This is a genomic window from Streptomyces sp. NPDC058157 (assembly GCF_042884105.1).
Taxonomy (GTDB): domain Bacteria; phylum Actinomycetota; class Actinomycetes; order Streptomycetales; family Streptomycetaceae; genus Streptomyces.
Genome location: NZ_JBHVUQ010000038.1, coordinates 12,472 through 32,952, shown reverse-complemented (window position 1 = coordinate 32,952; position 20,481 = coordinate 12,472). Strand labels below are relative to the sequence as shown.

Genomic DNA, 20,481 nt, shown 5'->3' with positions numbered 1-20,481 from the left:
CCAGGAGGAACCCTGGCGGGCGGCGGTGTGCGCGGGGGAGGGGCCGCTCAGTACGAGGAGATCCCGACCGGCACGGCCTTGGCCACCGCGGCGGACAGACCCACGAGCATGCCCGCGTCCGTGGCATGCTCCTTGTCGACCCAGACCTCCGTGTAGGCGAGGCGCGACCCGGTGGTGAACTTCAGACCGCCGTCGGCCGGCCGTTCCACCAGCCAGCCGACGCCGTTCACCTCCACTCCGTCCGCCTTCGGATCGGCCATCTTGGCGGGCTTGGGGATGCCGCACCGCAGTACGATCGCCGAGCCGCCCCAAGCGGCGGTCAGGTCCGACTCCGGTGCGGTGACGCTCCGGTCCAGCCCGGACACCGACTCCGGGAGCTCCTTGTGCAGCGCGGCACAGAGCTCCGCGACGTCGGCGGGCGGCGCGGGCGGCGGAGTCACCCGGGCCTCGGAGGCCCCGGGGGCGCAGCCCGCCAGGGCCAGGCCCGCCGACAGGGCGGGCAGGGCCAGTAGACGCAGGGGCCGGCGGTGCGAAGACATCACCGGCCAAGAGTAGACGGGGGCTACAGATGGACCACGGGGCAGGTCAGGGTGCGGGTGATCCCCTCCACCTGCTGCACCTTGGCGACCACCATGCGGCCGAGATCGTCGACGGTGTCGGCCTGGGCCCGCACGATGACGTCGTACGGCCCCGTCACGTCCTCGGCCTGGATCACCCCCGCGATCTGCCCGATGGACTCGGCGACGAACGACGCCTTGCCCACCTCGGTCTGGATGAGGATGTACGCCTGTACCACGGAACCTCCAGGGCGGCCACGAGGATCATTTCCCCTAACCTTCGGGTGGGCCCGACAGAATCGGAAGGGCCGGGGGAAGAAGGGACGCCACGGTACCGCGTCGCCGGGTGCCGCGGGGAGACCCGCAGACCAGGCGCCACGCACAGCGGGGCGTACGCAGACCAGAAGTTGACGTATCTGTTGACGGTACCCAGAGCTGTGACGGCTCGCGACCGCAAGCGGACTTGCCAAGAAGGGGCACAGCGATGAAGGGCACTGTGGGCGAGCTGGGGGAATTCGGGCTCATCAGGGAGCTCACCTCACGGCTCACCACCACCCCGGCGGTCCGGCTCGGACCGGGCGACGACGCCGCGGTCGTGTCGGCCCCCGACCGGCGGGTCGTGGCCAGCACGGACATCCTGCTGGAGGGCAGGCACTTCCGGCGCGACTGGTCCACCGCCTACGACGTCGGCCGCAAGGCCGCCGCGCAGAACCTGGCCGACATCGCCGCCATGGGCGCCGTGCCGACCGCGATCCTCCTCGGCCTGGTGGTCCCGGCCGAGCTGCCGGTCACCTGGCCCACCGAGCTGATGGACGGTATCCGCGACGAGTGCCAGGTCGCCGGCGCGGCCGTGGTCGGCGGCGACGTCGTCCGCGGGGACACCATCACCGTCTCCATCACCGCCCTCGGCGACCTGCGCAACCACGAGCCCGTACTGCGCTCCGGCGCCCAGCCCGGCGACGTCGTGGCCGTCACCGGCTGGCTGGGCTGGTCCGCGGCCGGCTTCGCGGTGCTCTCGCGCGGCTTCCGCTCCCCGCGGGCCTTCGTCGAGGCGCACCGGCGCCCCGAGCCGCCGTACCACGCGGGCCCGGCGGCCGCCGGACTCGGGGCCACCGCCATGACCGACGTCAGCGACGGCCTGATCGCCGACCTCGGGCACATCGCCGAGGCCAGCCACGTACGGATCGACCTGCGCTCGGGGGCCGTGGACATCCCGACCCAGATGCACGACATCGGCCAGGCCGTCGGCGTCGACCCGCTCCAGTGGGTGCTCACCGGGGGAGAGGACCACGCCATCGTGGCCACCTTCCCGCCCGACGTGAAGCTCCCGGCCCGCTGGAAGGTCATCGGGGAGGTCCAGCACCGCTCCGCCCTGCCCCAGGTGACCGTGGACGGCGCCCCCTGGACCAGCACCGGCGGCTGGGACCACTTCGGGTCCGACCCGGTCGAGGGCGAGACCGCGTGAACGGGCACCCCCCGCTGTGCCTGACCGTCGCCGGATCCGACTCCGGCGGCGGTGCGGGCATCCAGGCCGACCTCAAGACGATGCTGGCGCTCGGGGTGCACGGCATGAGCGTGGTCACCGCCGTGACCGCGCAGAACTCCCTCGGGGTCAAGGGGGCCTGGGAGCTGCCCGCCGAGGCCGTCAGGGCCCAGTACCGGGCCGTGGTGGACGACATCGGGGTCCAGGCCGTCAAAACCGGGATGCTCTCCTCAGCCGTCCTGGTGGAGACCGTCGCGGAGCTGCTGGCCGGCACCGACGCCCCGGTGGTGGTGGATCCCGTCGGGGTCTCCAAGCACGGGGACCCGCTGCTCGCGGCCTCCGCGCTGGACGCCGTACGCGGGGAGCTGCTGCCCCGGGCCACCGTGGCGACGCCCAACCTCGACGAGGTGGCGCAGCTGACCGGGCTGGCCGTCGAGGACGAGGACGGCATGCGGCGGGCCGCCGACGCGGTCCTCGGCTTCGGACCCCGCTGGGCGCTGATCAAGGGCGGCCACCTCGCCGCCCACGGCGGGGAGGCCGTGGACCTGCTGACCGACGGCTCCGAGGAGCTGTGGCTGCGGGCGCCCCGCCACGACAACCGGCACACCCACGGCACCGGCTGCACCCTCGCCAGCGCCGTGGCGGCGGGCCTGGCCAAGGGACTGCCCGTCCCGGAGGCCGTCACGGCCGCCAAGGAGTACGTCACCGGCGCCATCGCCGCGGGCTTCGCGCTCGGCGGCGGCATCGGCCCGGTGGACCACGCCTGGCAGTGGCGCTGAAACCGTCAGGACAAGGCAAAAGGCCGGTTCACCAGAGGTGAACCGGCCTTCTTGGCAACCGGAAAGGGCTGCGCTACGACGACGGGAGGCGTCAGCGCGAGACCTTGCCGGCCTTGATGCACGAGGTGCAGGCGTTGAGGCGCTTCGGCGTCCCATTGACCACGGCACGGACGCGCTGGATGTTCGGGTTCCAGCGACGCGAGGTGCGGCGGTGCGAGTGGGAGATGTTGTTGCCGAAGCTCGGCCCCTTGGCGCAAACGTCGCAGTTGGCAGCCACAGGTCACTCCAAGACTTCAGATGCAATTACGGTGGAATCCGGCACACCGTAATCAGAGATCTGAAGTGGCTTGCCGGACGAATGACCCGACTCTCGACGGGCAACCTGAGCAGCATACAACGACTGCTTGGGTCCGAGAAAACTACCATGACGGGACCGGGCTCCGCCCCGGGGTCCCGGGCGGGCGGCCGTCCTTCGTTACCCTGCGGTGAACCCTGGCCCGCACAAGGAGGAACGCCCGGTGGCGCACGAGCCCGAGCCGCAGCCCGCCGACGAGTTCGACGCCGGGGCGGTGCGCACCTGGAGCGCCCTGGCCCTGGCCGCACTGGGCCGGTCCCGCACGGACATCGACGCGATCAACGTCTACCCCGTCGCCGACGCCGACACCGGCACCAACCTCTACCTCACCGCCGAATCCGCCGACCGCGCCCTGACCGAGGCCTTCGCCGCCGCGGCCCCCGGCGTGACCGACGGCACAGCCCCGGACACCGCCGCGACCTCCCTCCCGGAGGCCGTACGGGCCTACGCGCACGGCGCCCTCATAGGCGCCCGCGGCAACTCCGGCACGATCCTCGCCCAGCTCCTGCGCGGCATCGCCGACGTCCTCGCCGCCGGGCCCGCCGGCCACGCCCCCGGCCCCCTCCTGGCCCAGGCCCTCACCCGGGCCGCCGAGGAGGCCTACCAGGCCGTCGCCCACCCCGTCGAGGGGACGATGCTCACCGTCGCCGCAGCCGCCGCCCGCGCCGCCCGGGCCACCCCGGGCACCGCCGCCGACGTGGCCCGCGCCGCCTACGACGGAGCCCGCGCGGCCCTCGCCGAGACCCCCGGGCAGCTCGCCGCCCTCGGCAAGGCCGGCGTGGTCGACGCGGGGGGCTGCGGGCTGGTCGCCGTACTCGGGGCGCTGTGGCAGGCGCTGTCCGGCCAGGAACCCGAGCCCGAGCCGGTCCAGGGGCCGGCCGTGCCGGTCGAACGCGTCCCGGAACCCTGCGCCCAGGAGGAGGGCGGGCCCGGCTACGAGGTGGTCTACCTGCTGGAGGCCGCCGAGGAGGCCGTCGACCGGCTGCGCGCCGCGCTCGACGGGCTCGGCGACTCCCTCGTGGTGGTCGGCGGCGACGGGCTGTGGAACGTCCACGTGCACGTCGACGACCCCGGCGCGGCCGTCGAGGCCGGAGTGGAAGCCGGCCGCCCCCACCGGATCCGTATCACCCACTTCGGTGACGAACGCCGCCGCGCCAGCGCCCCGCGCGCCCAGCGGGCCGTCGTGGCCGTGGTCCACGGCGAGGGGCTGGCCGCACTGTGCGGCGAGGCCGGCGCGACCACCGTCCCGGCCCGGGCGGGCGAGCCCCCCGCCGTCGCCGACCTGCTCGACGCGATCCGCCGGGCCCACGCCCGCGAGGTGGTCCTGCTGCCCGGCGGCGCCGAACTCCGCGCGGCCGCGGGCGCCGCCGCGGAGCAGGCCCGCGCCGACGGGGTGCGCGTCGCGGTGATCCCGACCCGGTCCGCCGTCCAGGGCCTGGCCGCCCTCGCCGTCCACGACCCGGAGGCCGGCTTCGACGAGGACGTCGTCGCCATGACCGCCGCGGCCGGCGCCACCCGGTACGGGGAACTCGCCGTCGCCGAGCGGCAGTCCTTCACCTCCGCCGGCATCTGCCAGGCCGGGGACGTCCTCGGGCTCATCGACGGCGACGTCGCCGTCATCGGCGCGGGCCTGCCCGAGACGGCCGAGGCGGTCCTGGAGCGGATGCTCGGCTCCGGCGGCGAACTCGTCACCCTCGTCCTGGGCCCCGAGGCCCCCGAGACCCTCGCCGCGCGCCTGGAGGCGTACGTCCAGCAGCGCCACCTCGCCGTGGACACCGTCACCTACAGCGGCGGCAGGCACTCGGCGCCCCTGCTCATCGGAGTCGAATAGCGGCCGTGTCACAGGCATGGTGTGCAATGGAACACGTGCCCGCGCTCGACGAAGACCTCAAGAAGACCCTCGGCCCCGCCACCGCCAAGGTGCTCGCCGAGCAGCTCGGCCTGCACACGGCCCTGGACCTGCTCCACCACTACCCCCGGCGCTACGCCGAGCGCGGCGAGCTGACCTCGCTCGCCGACCTCGCCGACCAGCTCGACGAGCACGTCACGGTCGTCGCCCAGGTCGCCGACGCCCGGATCCTGACCTTCAACGGGGGCCGCGGCAAGCGGCTGGAGGTCACCATCACCGACGGCAGCGGCCGCCTCCAGCTGGTCTTCTTCGGCGCGGGCGTCCACAAGCCCCACAAGGAACTGCTGCCCGGCAGCCGCGCGATGTTCGCGGGCAAGGTCTCCCGCTTCAACCACAAGCTCCAGCTCGCGCACCCGGCGTACGAACCCCTCGGCGCCGACGCCTCCGACCGGGACGCCGCCACCGCCTTCGCCAACCAGCTGATCCCCATCTACCCGGCCTGCGCCAAGCTGGAGTCCTGGAAGATCGCCAAGTGCGTGGACGCCGTCCTGCCCCGGGCGCAGGAGGCCCTCGACCCGCTCCCGCCCGCCCTGCGCGACGGCCGCGGACTGGTCCCGCTCACCGAGGCCCTCCTCAAGATCCACCGCCCGGCGACCAAGGCCGACATCGAGGACGCCCGCCGCCGCCTGAAGTGGGATGAGGCCTTCGTCCTCCAGGTCGCCCTCGCCCGCCGCCGGCACGCCGACTCCCAGCTCCCCGCCGTCGCCCGCCGCGCGACCCCCGGCGGCCTCCTCGACGCCTTCGACGCGAAGCTCCCGTTCACCCTCACCGAAGGCCAGCAGAACGTCTCGAAGGAGATCTTCGACGACCTGGCCACCAGCCATCCCATGCACCGCCTCCTCCAGGGCGAAGTCGGCTCGGGCAAGGCACAGCCGCTCGACGCCCTGGTCCTGACGCCCAGGGGGTACCGCCCCATGGGCGATATCGCGGTCGGCGACGAGGTGGTGGTGCCGACGGGTGAGATCGCCGTTGTCGGAGGGGTTTTCCCCCAGGGGACACGCGACGTGTGGCGGATGGTGCTCTCGGACGGGAGCGCCGTCGAATGCGATGACGAACACCTGTGGATCGTGGGTACGAGCTGCGGTTGGCACCGGGGCCAGGAACCCAAGGTGATGACCACGAGGGAGATCCGAGCTGACCTGCACGAAGCCAATGGATCATCCAAGTGGTACCTGCCGGTGGCCGTCCCCGTGGACCTCGGGAGCGGTGTCGAACAACCTCTCGACCCCTACCTGATGGGCGTTCTCATCGGTGACGGTTCGTTCCGGCACGACCTGGGGCTGTCCACCGCCGACGCGATCCGCGACCTCGGTCTGTTGGGTGCGGCCTCGCACGCGACGTTCGTCCCGGGTGTCTACAAGAACGCGCCGCTCAAAGACCGCCTGGCGGTTCTCCAAGGGCTCATGGACACCGACGGGACGCTGGACGCGGACGGATTGGCCATGTCGTTCTGCTCGGCGTCCCAGCAGCTGGCGGAAGACGTGGCCTGGCTCGTGAGGTCCCTCGGCGGTCGAGCGCGCGTGTGGCGGAAGACGGCTGCCTTCGACGTTTCGGTTGCCCTGCCAGAGGAGTTCATGCCGTTCAGGCTGTCGCGCAAGGCGTCACGCGTGCGGCCGAGGCCGAAGTACAACACCTTCCGGCGCGGCATCAGGGCCGTCGAGTACGTGGGCGTCAAGCCGGTGCAGTGCATCCGCGTCGAACACCCGAGCCACGCGTACGTGACGGACAACTTCACTGTGACGCACAACACGATGGTGGCGCTGCGCGCCATGCTCGCCGTCGTCGACTCCGGCGGGCAGGCCGCGATGCTCGCGCCCACCGAGGTCCTCGCCCAGCAGCACCACCGGTCCGTCACCGAGATGATGGGCGAGCTCGCCGAGGGCGGCATGCTCGGCGGCTCCGATCTCGGCACCAAGGTGGTGCTGCTCACCGGGTCCATGGGGACCGCCGCCCGCCGCCAGGCCCTGCTGGACCTGGTCACCGGCGAGGCCGGGATCGTCATCGGCACCCACGCCCTGATCGAGGACAAGGTCCAGTTCCACGACCTCGGCCTGGTCGTCGTCGACGAACAGCACCGCTTCGGCGTCGAACAACGCGACGCCCTGCGCTCCAAGGGCAAGCAGCCGCCGCACCTGCTGGTCATGACCGCCACCCCCATCCCGCGCACCGTCGCCATGACCGTCTTCGGCGACCTGGAGACCTCCGTCCTCGACCAGCTGCCCGCGGGCCGCTCCCCGATCGCCACCCACGTGGTGCCCGCCAAGGACAAGCCCCACTTCCTCACCCGGGCCTGGGAGCGGGTCCGCGAGGAAGTCGAGAACGGCCACCAGGCGTATGTCGTCTGCCCGCGCATCGGTGACGGCGAGGACGATCCGAAGGGCAAGAAGAAGGCCTCCGCCGAGGACGAGGCCGAGAAGCGGCCCCCGCTGGCCGTCCTGGAGATCGCCGAGCAGCTCGTGCGCGGCCCCCTCGCCGGGCTCTCCGTCGAGGTGCTGCACGGGCGGATGGACCCGGCCGACAAGGACGACGTGATGCGCCGCTTCGCCGCCGGCGAGGTCAAGGTGCTCGTCGCCACGACCGTCATCGAGGTCGGGGTGAACGTCCCCAACTCCACCGTCATGGTCATCATGGACGCCGACCGCTTCGGCGTCTCCCAGCTCCACCAGCTCCGCGGCCGCGTCGGCCGAGGCTCGGCGCCCGGACTGTGCCTGCTGGTCAGCGAGATGCACGAGGCCAGCCCCGCCCGCGCCCGGCTCGCCGCCGTCGCCGCCACCCTCGACGGCTTCGAACTCTCCCGGATCGACCTGGAACAGCGCCGCGAGGGCGACGTCCTCGGCCAGGCCCAGTCCGGCGTCCGCTCCTCGCTGCGGATGCTCGCCGTCATCGAGGACGAGGAGGTCATCGCCGAGGCCCGCGAGGAGGCCGCCCGCGTGGTGGCCGCCGACCCCGAACTGGAGCAGCTGCCCGGACTGCGCACCGCCCTCGACGCCCTCCTGGACACCGAGCGGGAGCAGTACCTGGAGAAGGGCTGAGCGGCACGACCTATCGTGGGAGGCCAGAACGGAGGCCCCGGCCTCCCCCGACCGCCGCAGAGAAGGACCCCAGATGACCCGCGTGATCGCCGGCACCGCCGGCGGGCGGCGGCTGGCCGTGCCGCCCGGCACCGGCACCCGCCCGACCTCCGACCGGATGCGCGAAGGGCTCTTCTCCACCTGGGAGTCGCTGCACGGCGTCCAGGACTCCCGGGTCCTCGACCTCTACGGCGGCTCCGGCGCCGTGGGCCTGGAAGCCCTCTCCCGGGGCGCCGCCCACACCCTCCTGGTCGAGGCCGACGCCAAGGCCGCCAAGGCCATCCGGGACAACATCCGCACCCTGGGCCTGCCCGGCGCCGAGTTCCGGGCCGGCAAGGCCGAGCAGATCGTCGCGGCCGCCGCCTCCGGGGCGCCGTACGACATCGTCTTCCTGGACCCCCCGTACGCCGTCGAACACGGCGATCTCGGCGAGATCCTCCTCACACTCCGTACCAATGGCTGGCTCACCGACGACGCCCTCGTCACCGTGGAGCGCAGCACCAGGAGCGGCCCGTTCCCGTGGCCCGAGGGGTTCGAGCCGTTGCGCTCGCGCAAGTACGGCGAAGGCACCCTTTGGTACGGTCGCGCCGCCTCCACCAGCGAAGACTCATGAACGAGGGAGTTCAGTTGCGCCGCGCGGTCTGTCCGGGATCCTTCGACCCCATCCACAACGGGCATCTCGACGTCATCGGACGCGCCTCCAGGCTCTACGACGTCGTCCACGTCGCCGTGATGATCAATCCGGCGAAGAAGGGCCTGTTCACCGTCGAGGAGCGGATCGAGATGATCCGCGAGGCCACCGCCGGCTACGGAAACGTTCAGGTCGAGTCCTTCCACGGCCTGCTCGTCGACTTCTGCAAGCAGCGGGACATCCCCGCCATCGTCAAGGGCCTGCGCGCGGTCAGCGACTTCGACTACGAGCTCCAGATGGCCCAGATGAACATGGGCCTGTCGGGCGTCGAGACGCTGTTCGTCCCGACCATCCCGACCTACAGCTTCCTGTCCTCCTCGCTGGTCAAGGAAGTCGCGGCCTGGGGCGGCGACGTCGCCCACCTGCTGCCCGAGCACGTCCACACGGCGCTGATCGAACGGCTGCGCGCCAAGTGAGCCGGCGGGGCCGGGGCTGAGTTCCCCGGCCCGTCCCGGACGTCCCCCCGGTGGCCCTACAGTCGTCCCGTCAGTCCGAGGCGAAGAGAGCGCGAGCCACCCATGGACGTACAGAAGAAGCTGGACGAGATCGTCGCGGCCGTCGGCGGCGCCCGGTCGATGCCCATGTCGGCCTCCTGCGTGGTCAACCGCGCGGAGCTGCTGGCCCAGCTCGAAGAGGTACGTCAGGCCCTGCCCGGCTCGCTGGCGCAGGCCCGGGAACTCATCGGCGGCCGGGACCAGATGGTCGAGGAGGCCCGCCGGGAGGCCGACCGGATCATCGCCTCCGCGCACGCCCAGCGCGGCTCCCTGGTCTCGGACACCGAGATCGCCCGCCGCTCGCAGGACGAGGCGGACCGGATCCTCGCCGACGCCCGCCGGGAGGCCGCCGAGATCCGGGCCGAGGCGGACGACTACGTGGACGGCAAGCTCGCCAACTTCGAGGTCGTCCTCAGCAAGACCATCGGCGCCGTGGACCGCGGCCGCGAGAAGCTGCTGGGCCGCGGACCCGGCCTGGACGAACGGGGCCACGACGACAGCGGCGCCCCCGAGCCCAGCTCCGACCCGCAGGCCCGGCGGGAGCAGGCGGACGCGTACGTGGACACCAAGCTGGCCACCGTCGAGGCGGTGCTCGCCAAGACCCTGGAGGCCGTCGGCCGGGGCCGCCAGAAGCTGCTGGGCCGGGTCCCCACCGACGACCTCGGCGCACACATGGCCGCCCAGGACGCGGCCGGGGACCAGCAGGTCCGCCCGTCGAGCGACGCGGAGTTCCTGGCCGGACTGGCCGAGCCCGCGCCGCCGGCGGTCCCCGCCCAGGCGGCGCCGGTCTACGAGGACTACACCGCGGCGGCGTACGCCCTGCCCTACGCCGCGCAGCAGCAGCCGCAGCAGGACCCGTACGCGTACCAGGACCCGTACGCGGGCTACCAGCAGCAGGACCCGTACGCCGGCTACGCCCAGCAGCCCGACCCCTATGCCGCCTACCAGCAGCCCCAGCAGCCCCACCACCCGCAGCAGCCCGCGCTCGACGAGACCAGCTTCTTCGACACGAGCATGATCAACCTGGAACAGCTGCGCCGGTACGAACAAGGTCGTTAGGCCGGATTGGGCTCAGAGCGAAGCGCCGGGTATCCTGGCTGTTCGGTCGCGCGTATGCACCGCGATCCATGCTGCCCTAGAGCGGCGAAATTTTCGATCTTCAGCGATCTGTGAAAGCAGGAACGGCCCTGAACACCCGCCTCGACCACCGCAACCCCCTCGTGTTCGACACGCACGAGCTGGGTCGGCGTCCTGGTGCCATGCAGCGGCTGTCCCGTGAGATCGCTGCGCCGGCGGACTTCGGTCTCGTCGACGTCATCGGAGTGCCGGAAGGCGCCCCGCTGAAGATCGCCCTCCGCCTGGAGTCGGTCATGGAAGGGGTGCTTGTCACAGGCACCGTCCGTGCGAAGGCCGTGGGGGAGTGCGTAAGGTGTCTGGAGACCGTCGAGCGCGAGCTCAAGGCGGACTTCCAGGAGATGTTCTCGTACCCTGACGCCGACGACCGGGGCCGCCCCAAGGCGGAGCCGGCCGACGACGCCGAGGACGACGAGGACATGCTCTTCCTCGAGGACGGCTTGTTCGACCTCGAACCCGTGCTGCGGGATGTGGTGGTGCTCGCACTGCCCATGCAGCCGGTGTGCCGGGAGGACTGTCTCGGACTGTGCCCCGATTGCGGGGTCGGCCTGAACGACGACCCGGAGCACCACCACGACGCCGTCGACATCCGTTGGGCGGCATTGCAGGGACTCGTCACCGATCAGGGCGTCGAGAAGGACAACATGAGCGGCACTGCCTCTGACGGAGTTCAGGGCGCCGCCGAGAAGCAGGAGAAGTAGCCGTGGCTGTTCCGAAGCGGAAGATGTCGCGCAGCAACACGCGCCACCGCCGGTCGCAGTGGAAGGCTGCGGTCCCCACCCTGGTTTCGTGTGAGCGTTGCCAGGAGCCGAAGCTCCAGCACATCGCGTGCCCGAGCTGCGGCACCTACAACAAGCGCCAGGTCCTCGAGGTCTGAGCGGCTGGTGAGAGGCGCAATGTCTGAGCTGTCCAACGCTGAGAAGCAGGCAGACAGTAACAACGCGGCCTCGTCCCACACGCTTCTGGAAGGGCGGCTCGGGTACCAACTCGAGTCCGCCCTTCTGGTGCGTGCGCTGACCCACCGCTCGTACGCGTACGAGAACGGCGGTCTGCCCACCAACGAACGGCTGGAGTTCCTCGGGGACTCCGTGCTGGGCCTGGTGGTCACGGACACGCTGTACACCACCCACCCCGACCTGCCGGAAGGCCAGCTGGCCAAACTGCGGGCCGCGGTGGTCAACTCGCGTGCGCTGGCGGAGGTCGGCCGCGGCCTCGACCTCGGCTCCTTCATCCGGCTCGGCCGGGGCGAAGAGGGCACGGGGGGCCGGGACAAGGCCTCCATCCTCGCCGACACCCTCGAAGCGGTGATCGGCGCGGTCTATCTCGACAAGGGCCTCGACGCGGCCTCGGAGCTGGTCCACCGGCTTTTCGACCCGCTCATCGAGAAGTCCTCGAACCTCGGCGCCGGCCTGGACTGGAAGACCAGCCTCCAGGAGCTCACGGCCGCCGAAGGCCTCGGGGTGCCCGAGTACCTGGTCACCGAGACGGGTCCGGACCACGAGAAGACCTTCACCGCTGCCGCCCGCGTCGGTGGTGTCTCGTACGGCACCGGCACCGGCCGCAGCAAGAAGGAAGCGGAACAGCAGGCGGCCGAGTCCGCGTGGCGCGGGATCCGTGCCGCCGCGGACGAGCGGAAGGCCGCCGAAGCGGCGTCCGCCGCCGAGGGGGCCCCGGCCCCCGCCGACCCGGCGGCCCAGGCCTGACCGGCACTTCCTTCGGGTACCTCCCGCCCGCCCCTGCCACCGGCAGGGGCGGGCGGTCCCGTTTCCGGGCGGGCCCCCTGCCGCGCCGGGCCGCCCGGTAGGCTCGCGGCAGAGCCGGACGCCCGTACCCCCGTGCCGCCGCGTCCCGCGGAACCCGCTTGCCCTCCCGGAGGAACACCGTGCCCGAGCTGCCCGAAGTCGAAGTGGTGCGGCGTGGCCTGGAACGCTGGGTGGCCGGGCGGACCGTCTCCGCCGTGGAGGTGCTCCACCCCAGGGCCGTGCGTCGCCATCCGGCGGGCGGGGCCGACTTCGCCGCGCGCCTGGCGGGCGGGACCATCGGGGTGCCGCACCGGCGCGGGAAGTACCTGTGGCTGCCGCTGGAGGACCGGGACCTGTCCGTCCTCGGCCACCTCGGGATGAGCGGGCAGCTGCTTGTGCAGCCGGCCGGCGCCCCCGACGAGAAGCACCTGCGCATCCGGATCCGCTTCGCCGACGACGCCGGGACCGAGCTGCGCTTCGTCGACCAGCGCACCTTCGGCGGGCTCTCCCTGCACGAGGTCGCCCCCGGCAGCGAGGAGGGACTCCCCGACGTCATCGCGCACATCGCCCGCGACCCCCTGGACCCCCTGTTCGACGAGGGCGCCTACCACCTGGCGCTGCGCGCCAAGCGGACCACCCTCAAGCGGGCCCTGCTGGACCAGTCGCTGATCAGCGGGGTGGGCAACATCTACGCCGACGAGGCCCTGTGGCGCGCCAGGCTGCACTACGAGCGCCCCACCGCCACCCTCACCCGCCCCCGGAGCACGGAACTCCTCACCCATGTGCGGGAGGTCATGAACGCCGCGCTCGCCGTGGGCGGGACCAGCTTCGACAGCCTGTACGTCAACGTGAACGGCGAGTCGGGCTACTTCGACCGGTCCCTGGACGCCTACGGGCGCGAGGGCGAGCCCTGCCGCCGCTGCGGTACGCCGATGCGGCGCAGGGCCTGGATGAACCGGTCCAGCTACTTCTGCCCGCGCTGTCAGAGGCCGCCGCGCGCGGTGTCGTAGGTCTGCCGCGAGCCGAGGACCTCGTCCATGCTGCCCTCCACGAAGTGGATCAGGGCGAGCAGCCGGTCGGCGATCTCCCGGCCGAGCGGGGTCAGCTCGTAGTCCACCCGGGGCGGGTTGGTCGCCTGGGCCTCGCGCGTGACGATGCCGTCGCGCTCCAGTGCGTGCAGGGTCTGGGAGAGCATCTTCTCGCTCACCCCGTCCACCCGGCGGCGCAGCTCGTTGAAGCGGCGGGGGCCGTCGCGCAGGGCGCCCACGGTGAGGCTGCCCCAGCGGCCGGTGACGTGCTCCAGGGTCTCCCGGGAGGGGCAGGCGCGCGCGAAGACGTCGAACGGCAGGTCGGCCTCGGCGCTCTCGGCGCAGACGTCGGTACAGGCAGGGGTCTCCATACACCAAGCGTACCCCCGGGTAGCGCTAACTGTCTGCTTGCGCTTTCCAAAAGTTAGTGCTTCTCTGTTCGTGTCGCACCGCGGCGTACCGCGGCGCACCGGAACAGCCCTCTAGGAGCACAGCCATGTCTGCCACCATCCCCGCCCCCGTCGTCTCGATCGCCTACCACTCGGGCTACGGCCACACCGCTGTCGTCGCCGAGGCCGTGCGGGCCGGCGCCGCCGCGGCCGGGGCGACCGTGCACGTCGTCAAGGTCGACGAGATCACCGACGCCGAGTGGGAACTCCTCGACGCCTCCGACGCGATCGTCTTCGGCTCCCCGACCTACATGGGCACCGCCTCCGGCGCCTTCCACGTCTTCGCCGAGGCCACCTCGAAGCGCTGGTTCGGCGATGCCTGGCAGGACAAGGTGGCGGCGGGCTTCACCAACTCCGCCTCCAAGTCCGGAGACAAGCTCAACACCCTGCAGTACTTCCAGATGCTGGCCTCGCAGCACGGCATGAGCTGGGTGAACCTCGGCCTGAAGCCGGGCTGGAACTCCTCCACCGGCAGCGAGTACGACCTCAACCGCCTCGGCTTCTCCTCCGGCGCCGCCGCCCAGAGCAACGCCGACGAGGGCCCGGAGGCCGTGCACAAGGCCGACATCGCGACCGCCGAGCACCTCGGCCGCCGCGTCGCCGAGCACACCCGCGTGGTCGTCGCGGGCCGCGCGGCGCTGGCCGCGGCCTCGGCCTGACCCGCTCCGGGCCGGCGGCCGGTTCCGGAAGGTTCCGGAAGGTTCCAGAGGCTTCTAGAAGCCGAAGTCCTGGGTCCACCAGGGGCCGCCGGCGCCGAAGTAGACGCCCACGCCGAGGGTGCGGAATTCGCAGTTGAGGATGTTCGCGCGGTGGCCCGGGCTGTTCATCCAGGACTCCATCACGGTCTTGGCGTCGCCCTGGCCGCGTGCGATGTTCTCGCCGCCCATCCCGGTGATCCCGGCGTTCTGCGCCCGCTGCCAGGGGGTGTTGCCGTCCGGGTCCGTGTGGTCGAAGAAGCCCCGTACGGCCATGTCCTTGCTGAAGGCGGCGGCCAGCGAGGCCAGCGGCGGGTTCGCCCGGACCGGGACGCAGCCCGCCTGGGCCCGCTCCTGGTTGACCAGGGCGAGGACCTCCGCCTCCGCGGACGGGTTCGCGACCCCGGCGACCGGGGGCCTCGGCGCCGCGGGCTTGGGGGCGGCCGCCTTCGGGGGCTGGGCGGCGGTGGTCTTCTCCGGCTCCTTGGTCGGGGCCGCGGGGGTCGGGGTCGGCGTCGGCGAGGCCGAGGGGGACGGCGAGGCCGAAGGGCTCGGGGAGGCCGGGACGGTCGCCGACGGGGTGCCCGCGCCGGGTCCGTCGGAGGCGCGGCCGGAGAGGTTCGCGAGGCCGCCCTGCTCCAGTCCGCGCTCCGGGCTCGGGGTGGGCTTCGCCAGGGCCTCGGTCTTGCCGGAGGAGCCCGCACCGACGTACGGGAAGGAGCCGCCGACCGGTACGAAACCGGTCGTGACGGCCGCCGTACCGAGGGCCACGGCCACGGAGACGCCGAGCAGGCCGTTGCGCACGGCGGTGCGCCTGACACCGCGGCGCGGCGCGGCGTGGAGTCGGTGGCGTCCCATCGGTCGCGGCCCCTCTTTGCAGGATCAACGTTTGCTCACCCGAACGGGTGAGTCATTGGTGGGGGACTGTAGCCCATGCCGCAAGGGGGGCGAGGGGATCAAGGGGCCCCCGCCCGGTTAGCGTTCTTGCATGAACGAAGATGTCCGCATGACCGCCTGGGTGCGCGGCCGTGTACAGGGAGTGGGCTTCCGCTGGTTCACCAGGGCCAATGCCCTGGAGATCGGCGGGCTGGCCGGCTTCGCGCTCAACCTCGACGACGGCCGGGTGCAGGTGGTGGCCGAAGGTCAACGTGAGAATTGCCACCGGCTGCTCGACTGGCTCCGAGAGGGCGACACGCCCGGCCGGGTGGACGGCGTGACGGAGATATGGGGCACACCGCGCGGCGGATACGACGGCTTCGAGATCCGGTGATCTATCGACTGATCATGAACTGATCAGATCCCCGGTCGGTCCGCACCCGGTCGGAACTGCGCATTCGCCGTCGACCCGTTGCCGTCGGGGGTGAACCGTGGAAGGCTCGGAGACGAGGATGATCTCCACGCCCCCTGCGAGGGCCGGGATGCCCGCCGATACGGGGCGTGATCGTGTTGACCGTCAAACTTTTTGGTGAGACGCTGGAAGCCCCGCGCACCTGAGCTGTTTGGCAGTGCTGGCAGTAGGCAGCGTTAGCGAGTGCAGTGACTGACAGTCGCTGCCGGACATCCGCGGGTGCGATTCCCTCACGACCCACACCGCTTCGGTCGGTCACTCAGTGTGGAGGACCATCCATCATGGCAAAGGCGCTTCTCGGTTACGTCGGCGGCTCCGACCCGCGACTCCTCGCCGAGATGCGACGGCTTCAGCAGCGCGTCCAGGACCTCGAGTCCGAGCTCGGACGGATCCAGTCCGAGAACGACGCTCTGACCGCGGCCGCCGCTCAGCACGGGGACTCGCTGCTCGGCAGCATGGACCTCGACGTATCCCAGGCGGAGCCTGCGCTCACCTGATCCGCGACTCACCCCGTCGTTCGACTCCTGCCCGGCACGATCTGCAAGGGCCCCGCACGATCTGCAAGGGACGCTCCGGCGTCCCTTCTTTCTTGCGGTTGCACCTCGCGGCTCCTGCGACGGACCGCCCCCGGCGGCGGTCCGACCACCGGCCCGGTGCGCCAGACGGCGCATTGGGCCAGGTGGGGGGCTGATTCCTTTAACGTCTGATCTGCCCTGCACCTTCATGGGTGAAACCGAACGTGAAAGGTAGAGTCCGGCGGCGTGCACCTCAAGTCCCTGACCCTGCGCGGCTTCAAATCCTTCGCCTCCGCCACCACCCTCCGCTTCGAGCCGGGCATCACCTGTGTCGTGGGCCCCAACGGTTCCGGCAAGTCCAACGTGGTGGACGCGCTGTCCTGGGTCATGGGGGAGCAGGGGGCCAAGACCCTGCGTGGCGGCAAGATGGAAGACGTCATCTTCGCCGGGACGACGGGCCGCCCGCCGCTGGGCCGTGCCGAGGTCTCCCTCACCATCGACAACTCCGACGGCGCCCTGCCCATCGAGTACGCCGAGGTCACCATCACGCGGATCATGTTCCGCGGCGGCAGCAGCGAGTACCAGATCAACGGGGACACCTGCCGGCTCCTCGACATCCAGGAACTCCTCTCCGACTCCGGCATCGGCCGCGAGATGCACGTCATCGTCGGACAGGGCCAGCTCGACTCCGTCCTGCACGCCGACCCGATGGGCCGCCGCGCCTTCATCGAGGAGGCCGCCGGCGTACTGAAGCACCGCAAGCGCAAGGAGAAGGCGCTGCGCAAGCTCGACGCGATGCAGGCCAACCTCGCGCGGGTGCAGGACCTCGCCGACGAGCTGCGCCGGCAGCTCAAGCCCCTGGGACGGCAGGCGGCGGTGGCCCGGCGGGCGGCCGTCATCCAGGCGGACCTGCGCGACGCCCGGCTGCGGCTGCTCGCCGACGACCTGGTGGAGCTGCGGTCCGCGCTGGCCGCGGAGGTCGCCGACGAGGCGGCCCTGAAGGAACGCAAGGAATCGGCCGAACGGGCCCTCGCAGAGGCGCTGCGCCGCGAGGCCGAGCTGGAGGAATCGGTACGGCGGCTCGCGCCCCGGCTCCAACGGGCCCAGCAGACCTGGCACGAGCTCGCACAGCTGGCCGAACGGGTGCGCGGCACCGAATCCCTGGCCCGGGCGCGGGTCAAGAGCGCGTCGGCGCCGGTGGAGGAGGAGCGGCGCGGCCGTGACCCGGAGGACATGGAGCGGGAGGCCGCGCGGATCCGGGAGCAGGAGGCGGAGCTGACCGCCGCGCTCGAAGCCTCCGAACGGGCGCTGGAGGACACCGCCGAGCACCGGGCCGAGCTGGAGCGGGCCCTCGCGGAGGAGGAGCGGCGGCTGCGCGACGCGGCGCGGGCCGTCGCCGACCGGCGCGAGGAGCTGGCCCGGCTGACCGGCCGGCTGGGCGCGGCCCGGTCCCGGGCGGGGGCGGCCCAGTCGGAGATCGACCGGCTGGTGGCGGCCCTGGACGGGGCGCGGACCCGGGCCGAGGAGGCGCGGGAGGAGTACGAGGCGCTGGCCGAGGAGGTCGGCGGGGCGGATGACCCCTCCGCCGAGGAGGGGGAGTACGAGGCCGCGCGGACCGCGCTGGAGGAGGCGGAGGCCGCGCTGGCGGCGGCCCGGGAGGCTCGGACCTCGGCGGAACGGTCCCGTGCGGCGGTCTCGGCGCGGCGGGACGCGCTCGCGCTGGGGCTGCGGCGCAAGGACGGCACCGGCGCGCTGCTCGCGGTGCGGGAGCGGCTGGCGGGGGTGCTGGGGCCGGCGGCGGAGCGGGTGTCGGTCGAGGCGGGGTACGAGGTCGCGGTGGCGGCGGCCCTGGGCTCCGCCGCGGACGCGGTGGCCGTGGCGTCCGCCGGCGCCGCGGCCTCGGCGATCCGGCACCTCCGGGAGGCCGACGCGGGCCGGGCCACCTTCCTGATCGCCCCGACCCCGGGCTCGGGCCGGGGCCCGGGGGTGGTCCCCGGGCAGGCCCCGGGGCCGGGTGGCCTCGACGTCGGCGGTGTCGGGCTGCCAGGGCAGGCCCAGGAGCCGGGGGATCTCCCCCACCCCGCCCCTTCCCGAAACCGGGGCTCCGCCCCGGACCCCGCGCCTCAAACGCCGGCGGGGCTGGATGTGCGGGGTTCCGCCCTGGACCCTGTGCCTCAGGCGGTGGCGGGGCTGGATGTCGCCGCTGTGGTGGCGGCGGGGCTGCTGGATGTGCGGGGTTCCGCCCCGGATCCCGCGCCTCAAGCGGCGGCGGGGTACCGCGAGGCCGCCGGGCTGGTGCGGGGGGACGCCGAAGTGGTGCGGGCCGTCGCGTGGGTGCTGCGGGGGTACGTGGTCGTCGGGAGCCTGGAGGAGGCCGAGGCCGTCGTCGCCGGGCGGCCCGAGCTGGTCGCCGTGACCGCCGAAGGGGACGTCCTCGGGGCGCACCTCGCGCACGGCGGCTCCGCCGGGGCGCCCAGTCTCATCGAGGTGCAGGCCGCCGTGGACGAGGCCGACGCCGAGCTGGCGCGGCTGGAGCCCGAGTGCCGGGAGTCGGCCGCGGCGGAGGAGGCCGCCCGGGTGCTGCGCGCCGGCGCCGTCGCCCGGGTCGAGGAGCTGGACGGGCTGCGCCGGGCCGGGGAGCAGGCCAGGGCCGGGGCGGCGCAGCAGCTCGGGCGGCTCGCCGGGCAGGCGAAGGCGGCCCTCGGTGAGGCGGAGCGCGGCGCCCTGGCCGTGGCCACCGCCGAGGAGGCCCTGGAGCGTGCGCGGGTCGACGTCGAGGAGTGCGCGGAGCGGCTCGCCGCCGTCGAGGAGACGCCGGTCGCGGAGGATCCCGACACCTCCGCCCGGGACCGGCTCGCCGCCGACGGCGCCAACGCCCGGCAGACCGAGATGGAGGCCCGGCTCCAGCTGCGTACCCACGAGGAGCGGGTCAAGGGCCTCGCGGGCCGGGCGGACGCCCTCGACCGGGGGGCCAGGGCCGAACGGGAGGCGCGGGCGCGCGCCGAGCGGCGCCGGCAGCGGATGCGGCACGAGGCCGAGGTCGCGCGGGCCGTCGCCGACGGGGCCCGGCAGCTGCTGGCGCACCTGGAGGTGTCCGTCGGCCGGGCGGAGCGGGAGCGTACGGCCGCCGACGCGGCCAAGGCGGTCCGTGAACGGGAGCTCGGCGAGGCCCGCGGCCTGGGCCGTGACCTCAAGGGCGAGCTCGACAAGCTGACCGACTCCGTGCACCGGGGCGAGGTGCTCGGCGCCGAGAAGCGGCTGCGCATCGAGCAGCTGGAGTCCCGCGCCCTGGAGGAGCTGGGCGTGGAGCCGGCCGCGCTGGTGGCGGAGTACGGACCCGACCAGCCGGTCCCCCCGTCCCCGCCGGCCGAGGGCGAGGTGCTCCCGGAGGACCCCGACCACCCCCGCAACCGCCCCGGCCCCTTCGACCGGGCCCGGCAGGAGAAGCGGCTCAAGGCGGCCGAGCGCGCCTACCAGCAGCTCGGCAAGGTCAACCCGCTCGCGCTGGAGGAGTTCGCGGCGCTGGAGGAGCGCCACCGGTTCCTCAGCGAGCAACTGGAGGACCTGAGGAAGACGCGCACCGACCTCCTTCAAGTGGTGAAGGAGGTGGACCAACGGGTCGAGCAGGTCTTCACCGAGGCCTACCGGGACACCGCCCGGGAGTTCGAGGGGGTGTTCTCGCGGTTGTTCCCCGGCGGCGAGGGCCGTCTCGTGCTCACCGATCCGGAGAACATGCTGGCCACCGGCGTGGACGTCGAGGCGCGGCCGCCCGGCAAGAAGGTCAAGCGGCTGTCCCTGCTGTCCGGCGGCGAGCGCTCCCTGACGGCGGTGGCGCTGCTGGTCTCCATCTTCAAGGCGCGCCCCAGCCCCTTCTACGTGATGGACGAGGTCGAGGCGGCGCTGGACGACACCAACCTGCAGCGGCTGATCCGGATCATGGAGGAGCTCCAGGAGAGCTCCCAGCTGATCGTCATCACCCACCAGAAGCGGACCATGGAGGTCGCGGACGCCCTCTACGGCGTCTCGATGCAGGGCGACGGGGTGTCGAAGGTGATCAGCCAGCGCCTCCGCTGAAGGCCGATTCTTTAAGAAGTGAAGCCAAGGCCCTAGGTCTGAACCTAATGTGACCTTCACATTGACTATTGACTTCAGGAAATGAACACATAGGCTCTGGGCTGTCTCCCGGCTCCGGGTGGTGCCCGATCTTGACCTGTGCGCCACTAGGAGAACG

General features: G+C 72.6%; 20 protein-coding genes. 15 read left to right on the top strand and 5 right to left on the bottom strand.

Annotated features, from left to right (window positions below; genetic code table 11):
• Window positions 1-47: 47 nt before the first annotated feature.
• Together ACFVXK_RS12660 and ACFVXK_RS12655 are read right to left on the bottom strand one after the other, a co-directional pair.
• Complete coding sequence (locus tag ACFVXK_RS12660; protein WP_389611505.1) at window positions 48-539, bottom strand: DUF3515 domain-containing protein; 492 nt, start codon at window positions 537-539, stop codon at window positions 48-50.
• 23 nt (window positions 540-562) lie between these two features.
• A complete protein-coding gene (locus ACFVXK_RS12655) occupies window positions 563-796 on the bottom strand; it encodes an Lrp/AsnC ligand binding domain-containing protein (protein ID WP_385520004.1) in 234 nt (77 codons plus the stop codon).
• A 245-nt stretch (window positions 797-1,041) separates the two neighbouring features.
• Between ACFVXK_RS12655 and ACFVXK_RS12650 the strand changes: the two genes are divergently transcribed.
• Window positions 1,042-2,022 carry a thiamine-phosphate kinase gene (locus ACFVXK_RS12650; protein ID WP_389611504.1) on the top strand — a complete coding sequence of 327 codons (981 nt, stop codon included), beginning with the start codon at window positions 1,042-1,044 and terminating at the stop codon, window positions 2,020-2,022.
• Window positions 2,019-2,819, top strand: a complete 801-nt coding sequence (gene thiD, locus ACFVXK_RS12645) for a bifunctional hydroxymethylpyrimidine kinase/phosphomethylpyrimidine kinase (RefSeq protein WP_389611503.1) — start codon at window positions 2,019-2,021, stop codon at window positions 2,817-2,819. The genes ACFVXK_RS12650 and thiD overlap by 4 nt, the downstream gene beginning before the upstream one ends.
• Window positions 2,820-2,910: 91 nt before the next feature.
• Here the strand turns inward: thiD and rpmB are convergent, their stop codons facing one another.
• Window positions 2,911-3,096: a 50S ribosomal protein L28 gene (rpmB, locus tag ACFVXK_RS12640; RefSeq protein ID WP_007266795.1), complete on the bottom strand. Its 186-nt coding sequence runs from the start codon at window positions 3,094-3,096 to the stop codon at window positions 2,911-2,913.
• A gap of 241 nt (window positions 3,097-3,337) precedes the next feature.
• Between rpmB and ACFVXK_RS12635 the strand changes: the two genes are divergently transcribed.
• The 9 genes from ACFVXK_RS12635 (at window position 3,338) to mutM (ending at window position 13,225) form a co-directional block, all read left to right on the top strand.
• The gene (locus ACFVXK_RS12635; RefSeq protein WP_389611502.1) at window positions 3,338-5,005 is read left to right on the top strand and encodes a DAK2 domain-containing protein; all 1,668 of its coding nucleotides are present in this window, start codon (window positions 3,338-3,340) and stop codon (window positions 5,003-5,005) included.
• Between the two features lie 26 nt (window positions 5,006-5,031).
• On the top strand, window positions 5,032-8,115 hold the full coding sequence (locus ACFVXK_RS12630; protein ID WP_389611501.1) for a helicase-related protein: 3,084 nt from the start codon (window positions 5,032-5,034) through the stop codon (window positions 8,113-8,115).
• Window positions 8,116-8,188: 73 nt separating this feature from the next.
• A complete protein-coding gene (gene rsmD / locus ACFVXK_RS12625) occupies window positions 8,189-8,767 on the top strand; it encodes a 16S rRNA (guanine(966)-N(2))-methyltransferase RsmD (protein ID WP_389611499.1) in 579 nt (192 codons plus the stop codon).
• A 14-nt stretch (window positions 8,768-8,781) separates the two neighbouring features.
• Window positions 8,782-9,261 (top strand): pantetheine-phosphate adenylyltransferase, encoded by a 480-nt coding sequence (coaD, locus tag ACFVXK_RS12620; protein ID WP_389611518.1) that lies wholly within the window; start codon window positions 8,782-8,784, stop codon window positions 9,259-9,261.
• 102 nt (window positions 9,262-9,363) lie between these two features.
• On the top strand, window positions 9,364-10,398 hold the full coding sequence (locus ACFVXK_RS12615; protein ID WP_389611498.1) for a DivIVA domain-containing protein: 1,035 nt from the start codon (window positions 9,364-9,366) through the stop codon (window positions 10,396-10,398).
• Between the two features lie 128 nt (window positions 10,399-10,526).
• Window positions 10,527-11,174 (top strand): YceD family protein, encoded by a 648-nt coding sequence (locus ACFVXK_RS12610; RefSeq protein ID WP_389611517.1) that lies wholly within the window; start codon window positions 10,527-10,529, stop codon window positions 11,172-11,174.
• A gap of 2 nt (window positions 11,175-11,176) precedes the next feature.
• Window positions 11,177-11,350 (top strand): 50S ribosomal protein L32, encoded by a 174-nt coding sequence (gene rpmF, locus ACFVXK_RS12605; protein WP_003965982.1) that lies wholly within the window; start codon window positions 11,177-11,179, stop codon window positions 11,348-11,350.
• Between the two features lie 19 nt (window positions 11,351-11,369).
• Window positions 11,370-12,176, top strand: a complete 807-nt coding sequence (gene rnc / locus ACFVXK_RS12600; protein WP_389611497.1) for a ribonuclease III — start codon at window positions 11,370-11,372, stop codon at window positions 12,174-12,176.
• Between the two features lie 179 nt (window positions 12,177-12,355).
• Window positions 12,356-13,225: a bifunctional DNA-formamidopyrimidine glycosylase/DNA-(apurinic or apyrimidinic site) lyase gene (gene mutM, locus ACFVXK_RS12595; protein WP_389611496.1), complete on the top strand. Its 870-nt coding sequence runs from the start codon at window positions 12,356-12,358 to the stop codon at window positions 13,223-13,225.
• Here mutM and ACFVXK_RS12590 read toward each other — a convergent pair.
• On the bottom strand, window positions 13,198-13,614 hold the full coding sequence (locus ACFVXK_RS12590; protein WP_389611495.1) for a winged helix-turn-helix transcriptional regulator: 417 nt from the start codon (window positions 13,612-13,614) through the stop codon (window positions 13,198-13,200). The genes mutM and ACFVXK_RS12590 overlap by 28 nt on opposite strands.
• A gap of 125 nt (window positions 13,615-13,739) precedes the next feature.
• Between ACFVXK_RS12590 and ACFVXK_RS12585 the strand changes: the two genes are divergently transcribed.
• Entirely contained in the window at window positions 13,740-14,351 is a 612-nt protein-coding gene (locus ACFVXK_RS12585; protein ID WP_358892719.1) for a flavodoxin family protein, read from the top strand.
• Between the two features lie 54 nt (window positions 14,352-14,405).
• Here ACFVXK_RS12585 and ACFVXK_RS12580 read toward each other — a convergent pair whose 3' ends face one another.
• Window positions 14,406-15,245 (bottom strand): CAP domain-containing protein, encoded by an 840-nt coding sequence (locus tag ACFVXK_RS12580; RefSeq protein WP_389611494.1) that lies wholly within the window; start codon window positions 15,243-15,245, stop codon window positions 14,406-14,408.
• 130 nt (window positions 15,246-15,375) lie between these two features.
• Here ACFVXK_RS12580 and ACFVXK_RS12575 point away from each other — a divergent pair, with 130 nt between their 5' ends.
• The 3 genes from ACFVXK_RS12575 (at window position 15,376) to ACFVXK_RS12565 (ending at window position 20,324) form a co-directional block, all read left to right on the top strand.
• Complete coding sequence (locus tag ACFVXK_RS12575; RefSeq protein WP_389611493.1) at window positions 15,376-15,657, top strand: acylphosphatase; 282 nt, start codon at window positions 15,376-15,378, stop codon at window positions 15,655-15,657.
• Window positions 15,658-16,016: 359 nt separating this feature from the next.
• Complete coding sequence (locus ACFVXK_RS12570) at window positions 16,017-16,232, top strand: hypothetical protein (protein WP_042810367.1); 216 nt, start codon at window positions 16,017-16,019, stop codon at window positions 16,230-16,232.
• 264 nt (window positions 16,233-16,496) lie between these two features.
• Window positions 16,497-20,324, top strand: coding sequence for an AAA family ATPase (locus tag ACFVXK_RS12565; RefSeq protein ID WP_389611492.1), 3,828 nt, complete (start codon window positions 16,497-16,499; stop codon window positions 20,322-20,324).
• The last annotated feature ends 157 nt before the right edge of the window (window positions 20,325-20,481 follow it).

Bases quoted from the DNA above. Each gene is read 5' to 3' on its own strand.
- ACFVXK_RS12660 (WP_389611505.1), bottom strand. From the start codon at position 539: ATGTCTTCGCACCGCCGGCCCCTGCGTCTACTGGCCCTGCCCGCCCTG.
- ACFVXK_RS12650 (WP_389611504.1), top strand. From the start codon at position 1,042: ATGAAGGGCACTGTGGGCGAGCTGGGGGAATTCGGGCTCATCAGGGAG.
- ACFVXK_RS12630 (WP_389611501.1), top strand. From the start codon at position 5,032: ATGGAACACGTGCCCGCGCTCGACGAAGACCTCAAGAAGACCCTCGGC.
- rsmD (WP_389611499.1), top strand. From the start codon at position 8,189: ATGACCCGCGTGATCGCCGGCACCGCCGGCGGGCGGCGGCTGGCCGTG.
- ACFVXK_RS12615 (WP_389611498.1), top strand. From the start codon at position 9,364: ATGGACGTACAGAAGAAGCTGGACGAGATCGTCGCGGCCGTCGGCGGC.
- rnc (WP_389611497.1), top strand. From the start codon at position 11,370: ATGTCTGAGCTGTCCAACGCTGAGAAGCAGGCAGACAGTAACAACGCG.
- ACFVXK_RS12590 (WP_389611495.1), bottom strand. From the start codon at position 13,614: ATGGAGACCCCTGCCTGTACCGACGTCTGCGCCGAGAGCGCCGAGGCC.
- ACFVXK_RS12585 (WP_358892719.1), top strand. From the start codon at position 13,740: ATGTCTGCCACCATCCCCGCCCCCGTCGTCTCGATCGCCTACCACTCG.
- ACFVXK_RS12580 (WP_389611494.1), bottom strand. From the start codon at position 15,245: ATGGGACGCCACCGACTCCACGCCGCGCCGCGCCGCGGTGTCAGGCGC.
- ACFVXK_RS12575 (WP_389611493.1), top strand. From the start codon at position 15,376: ATGAACGAAGATGTCCGCATGACCGCCTGGGTGCGCGGCCGTGTACAG.
- ACFVXK_RS12570 (WP_042810367.1), top strand. From the start codon at position 16,017: ATGGCAAAGGCGCTTCTCGGTTACGTCGGCGGCTCCGACCCGCGACTC.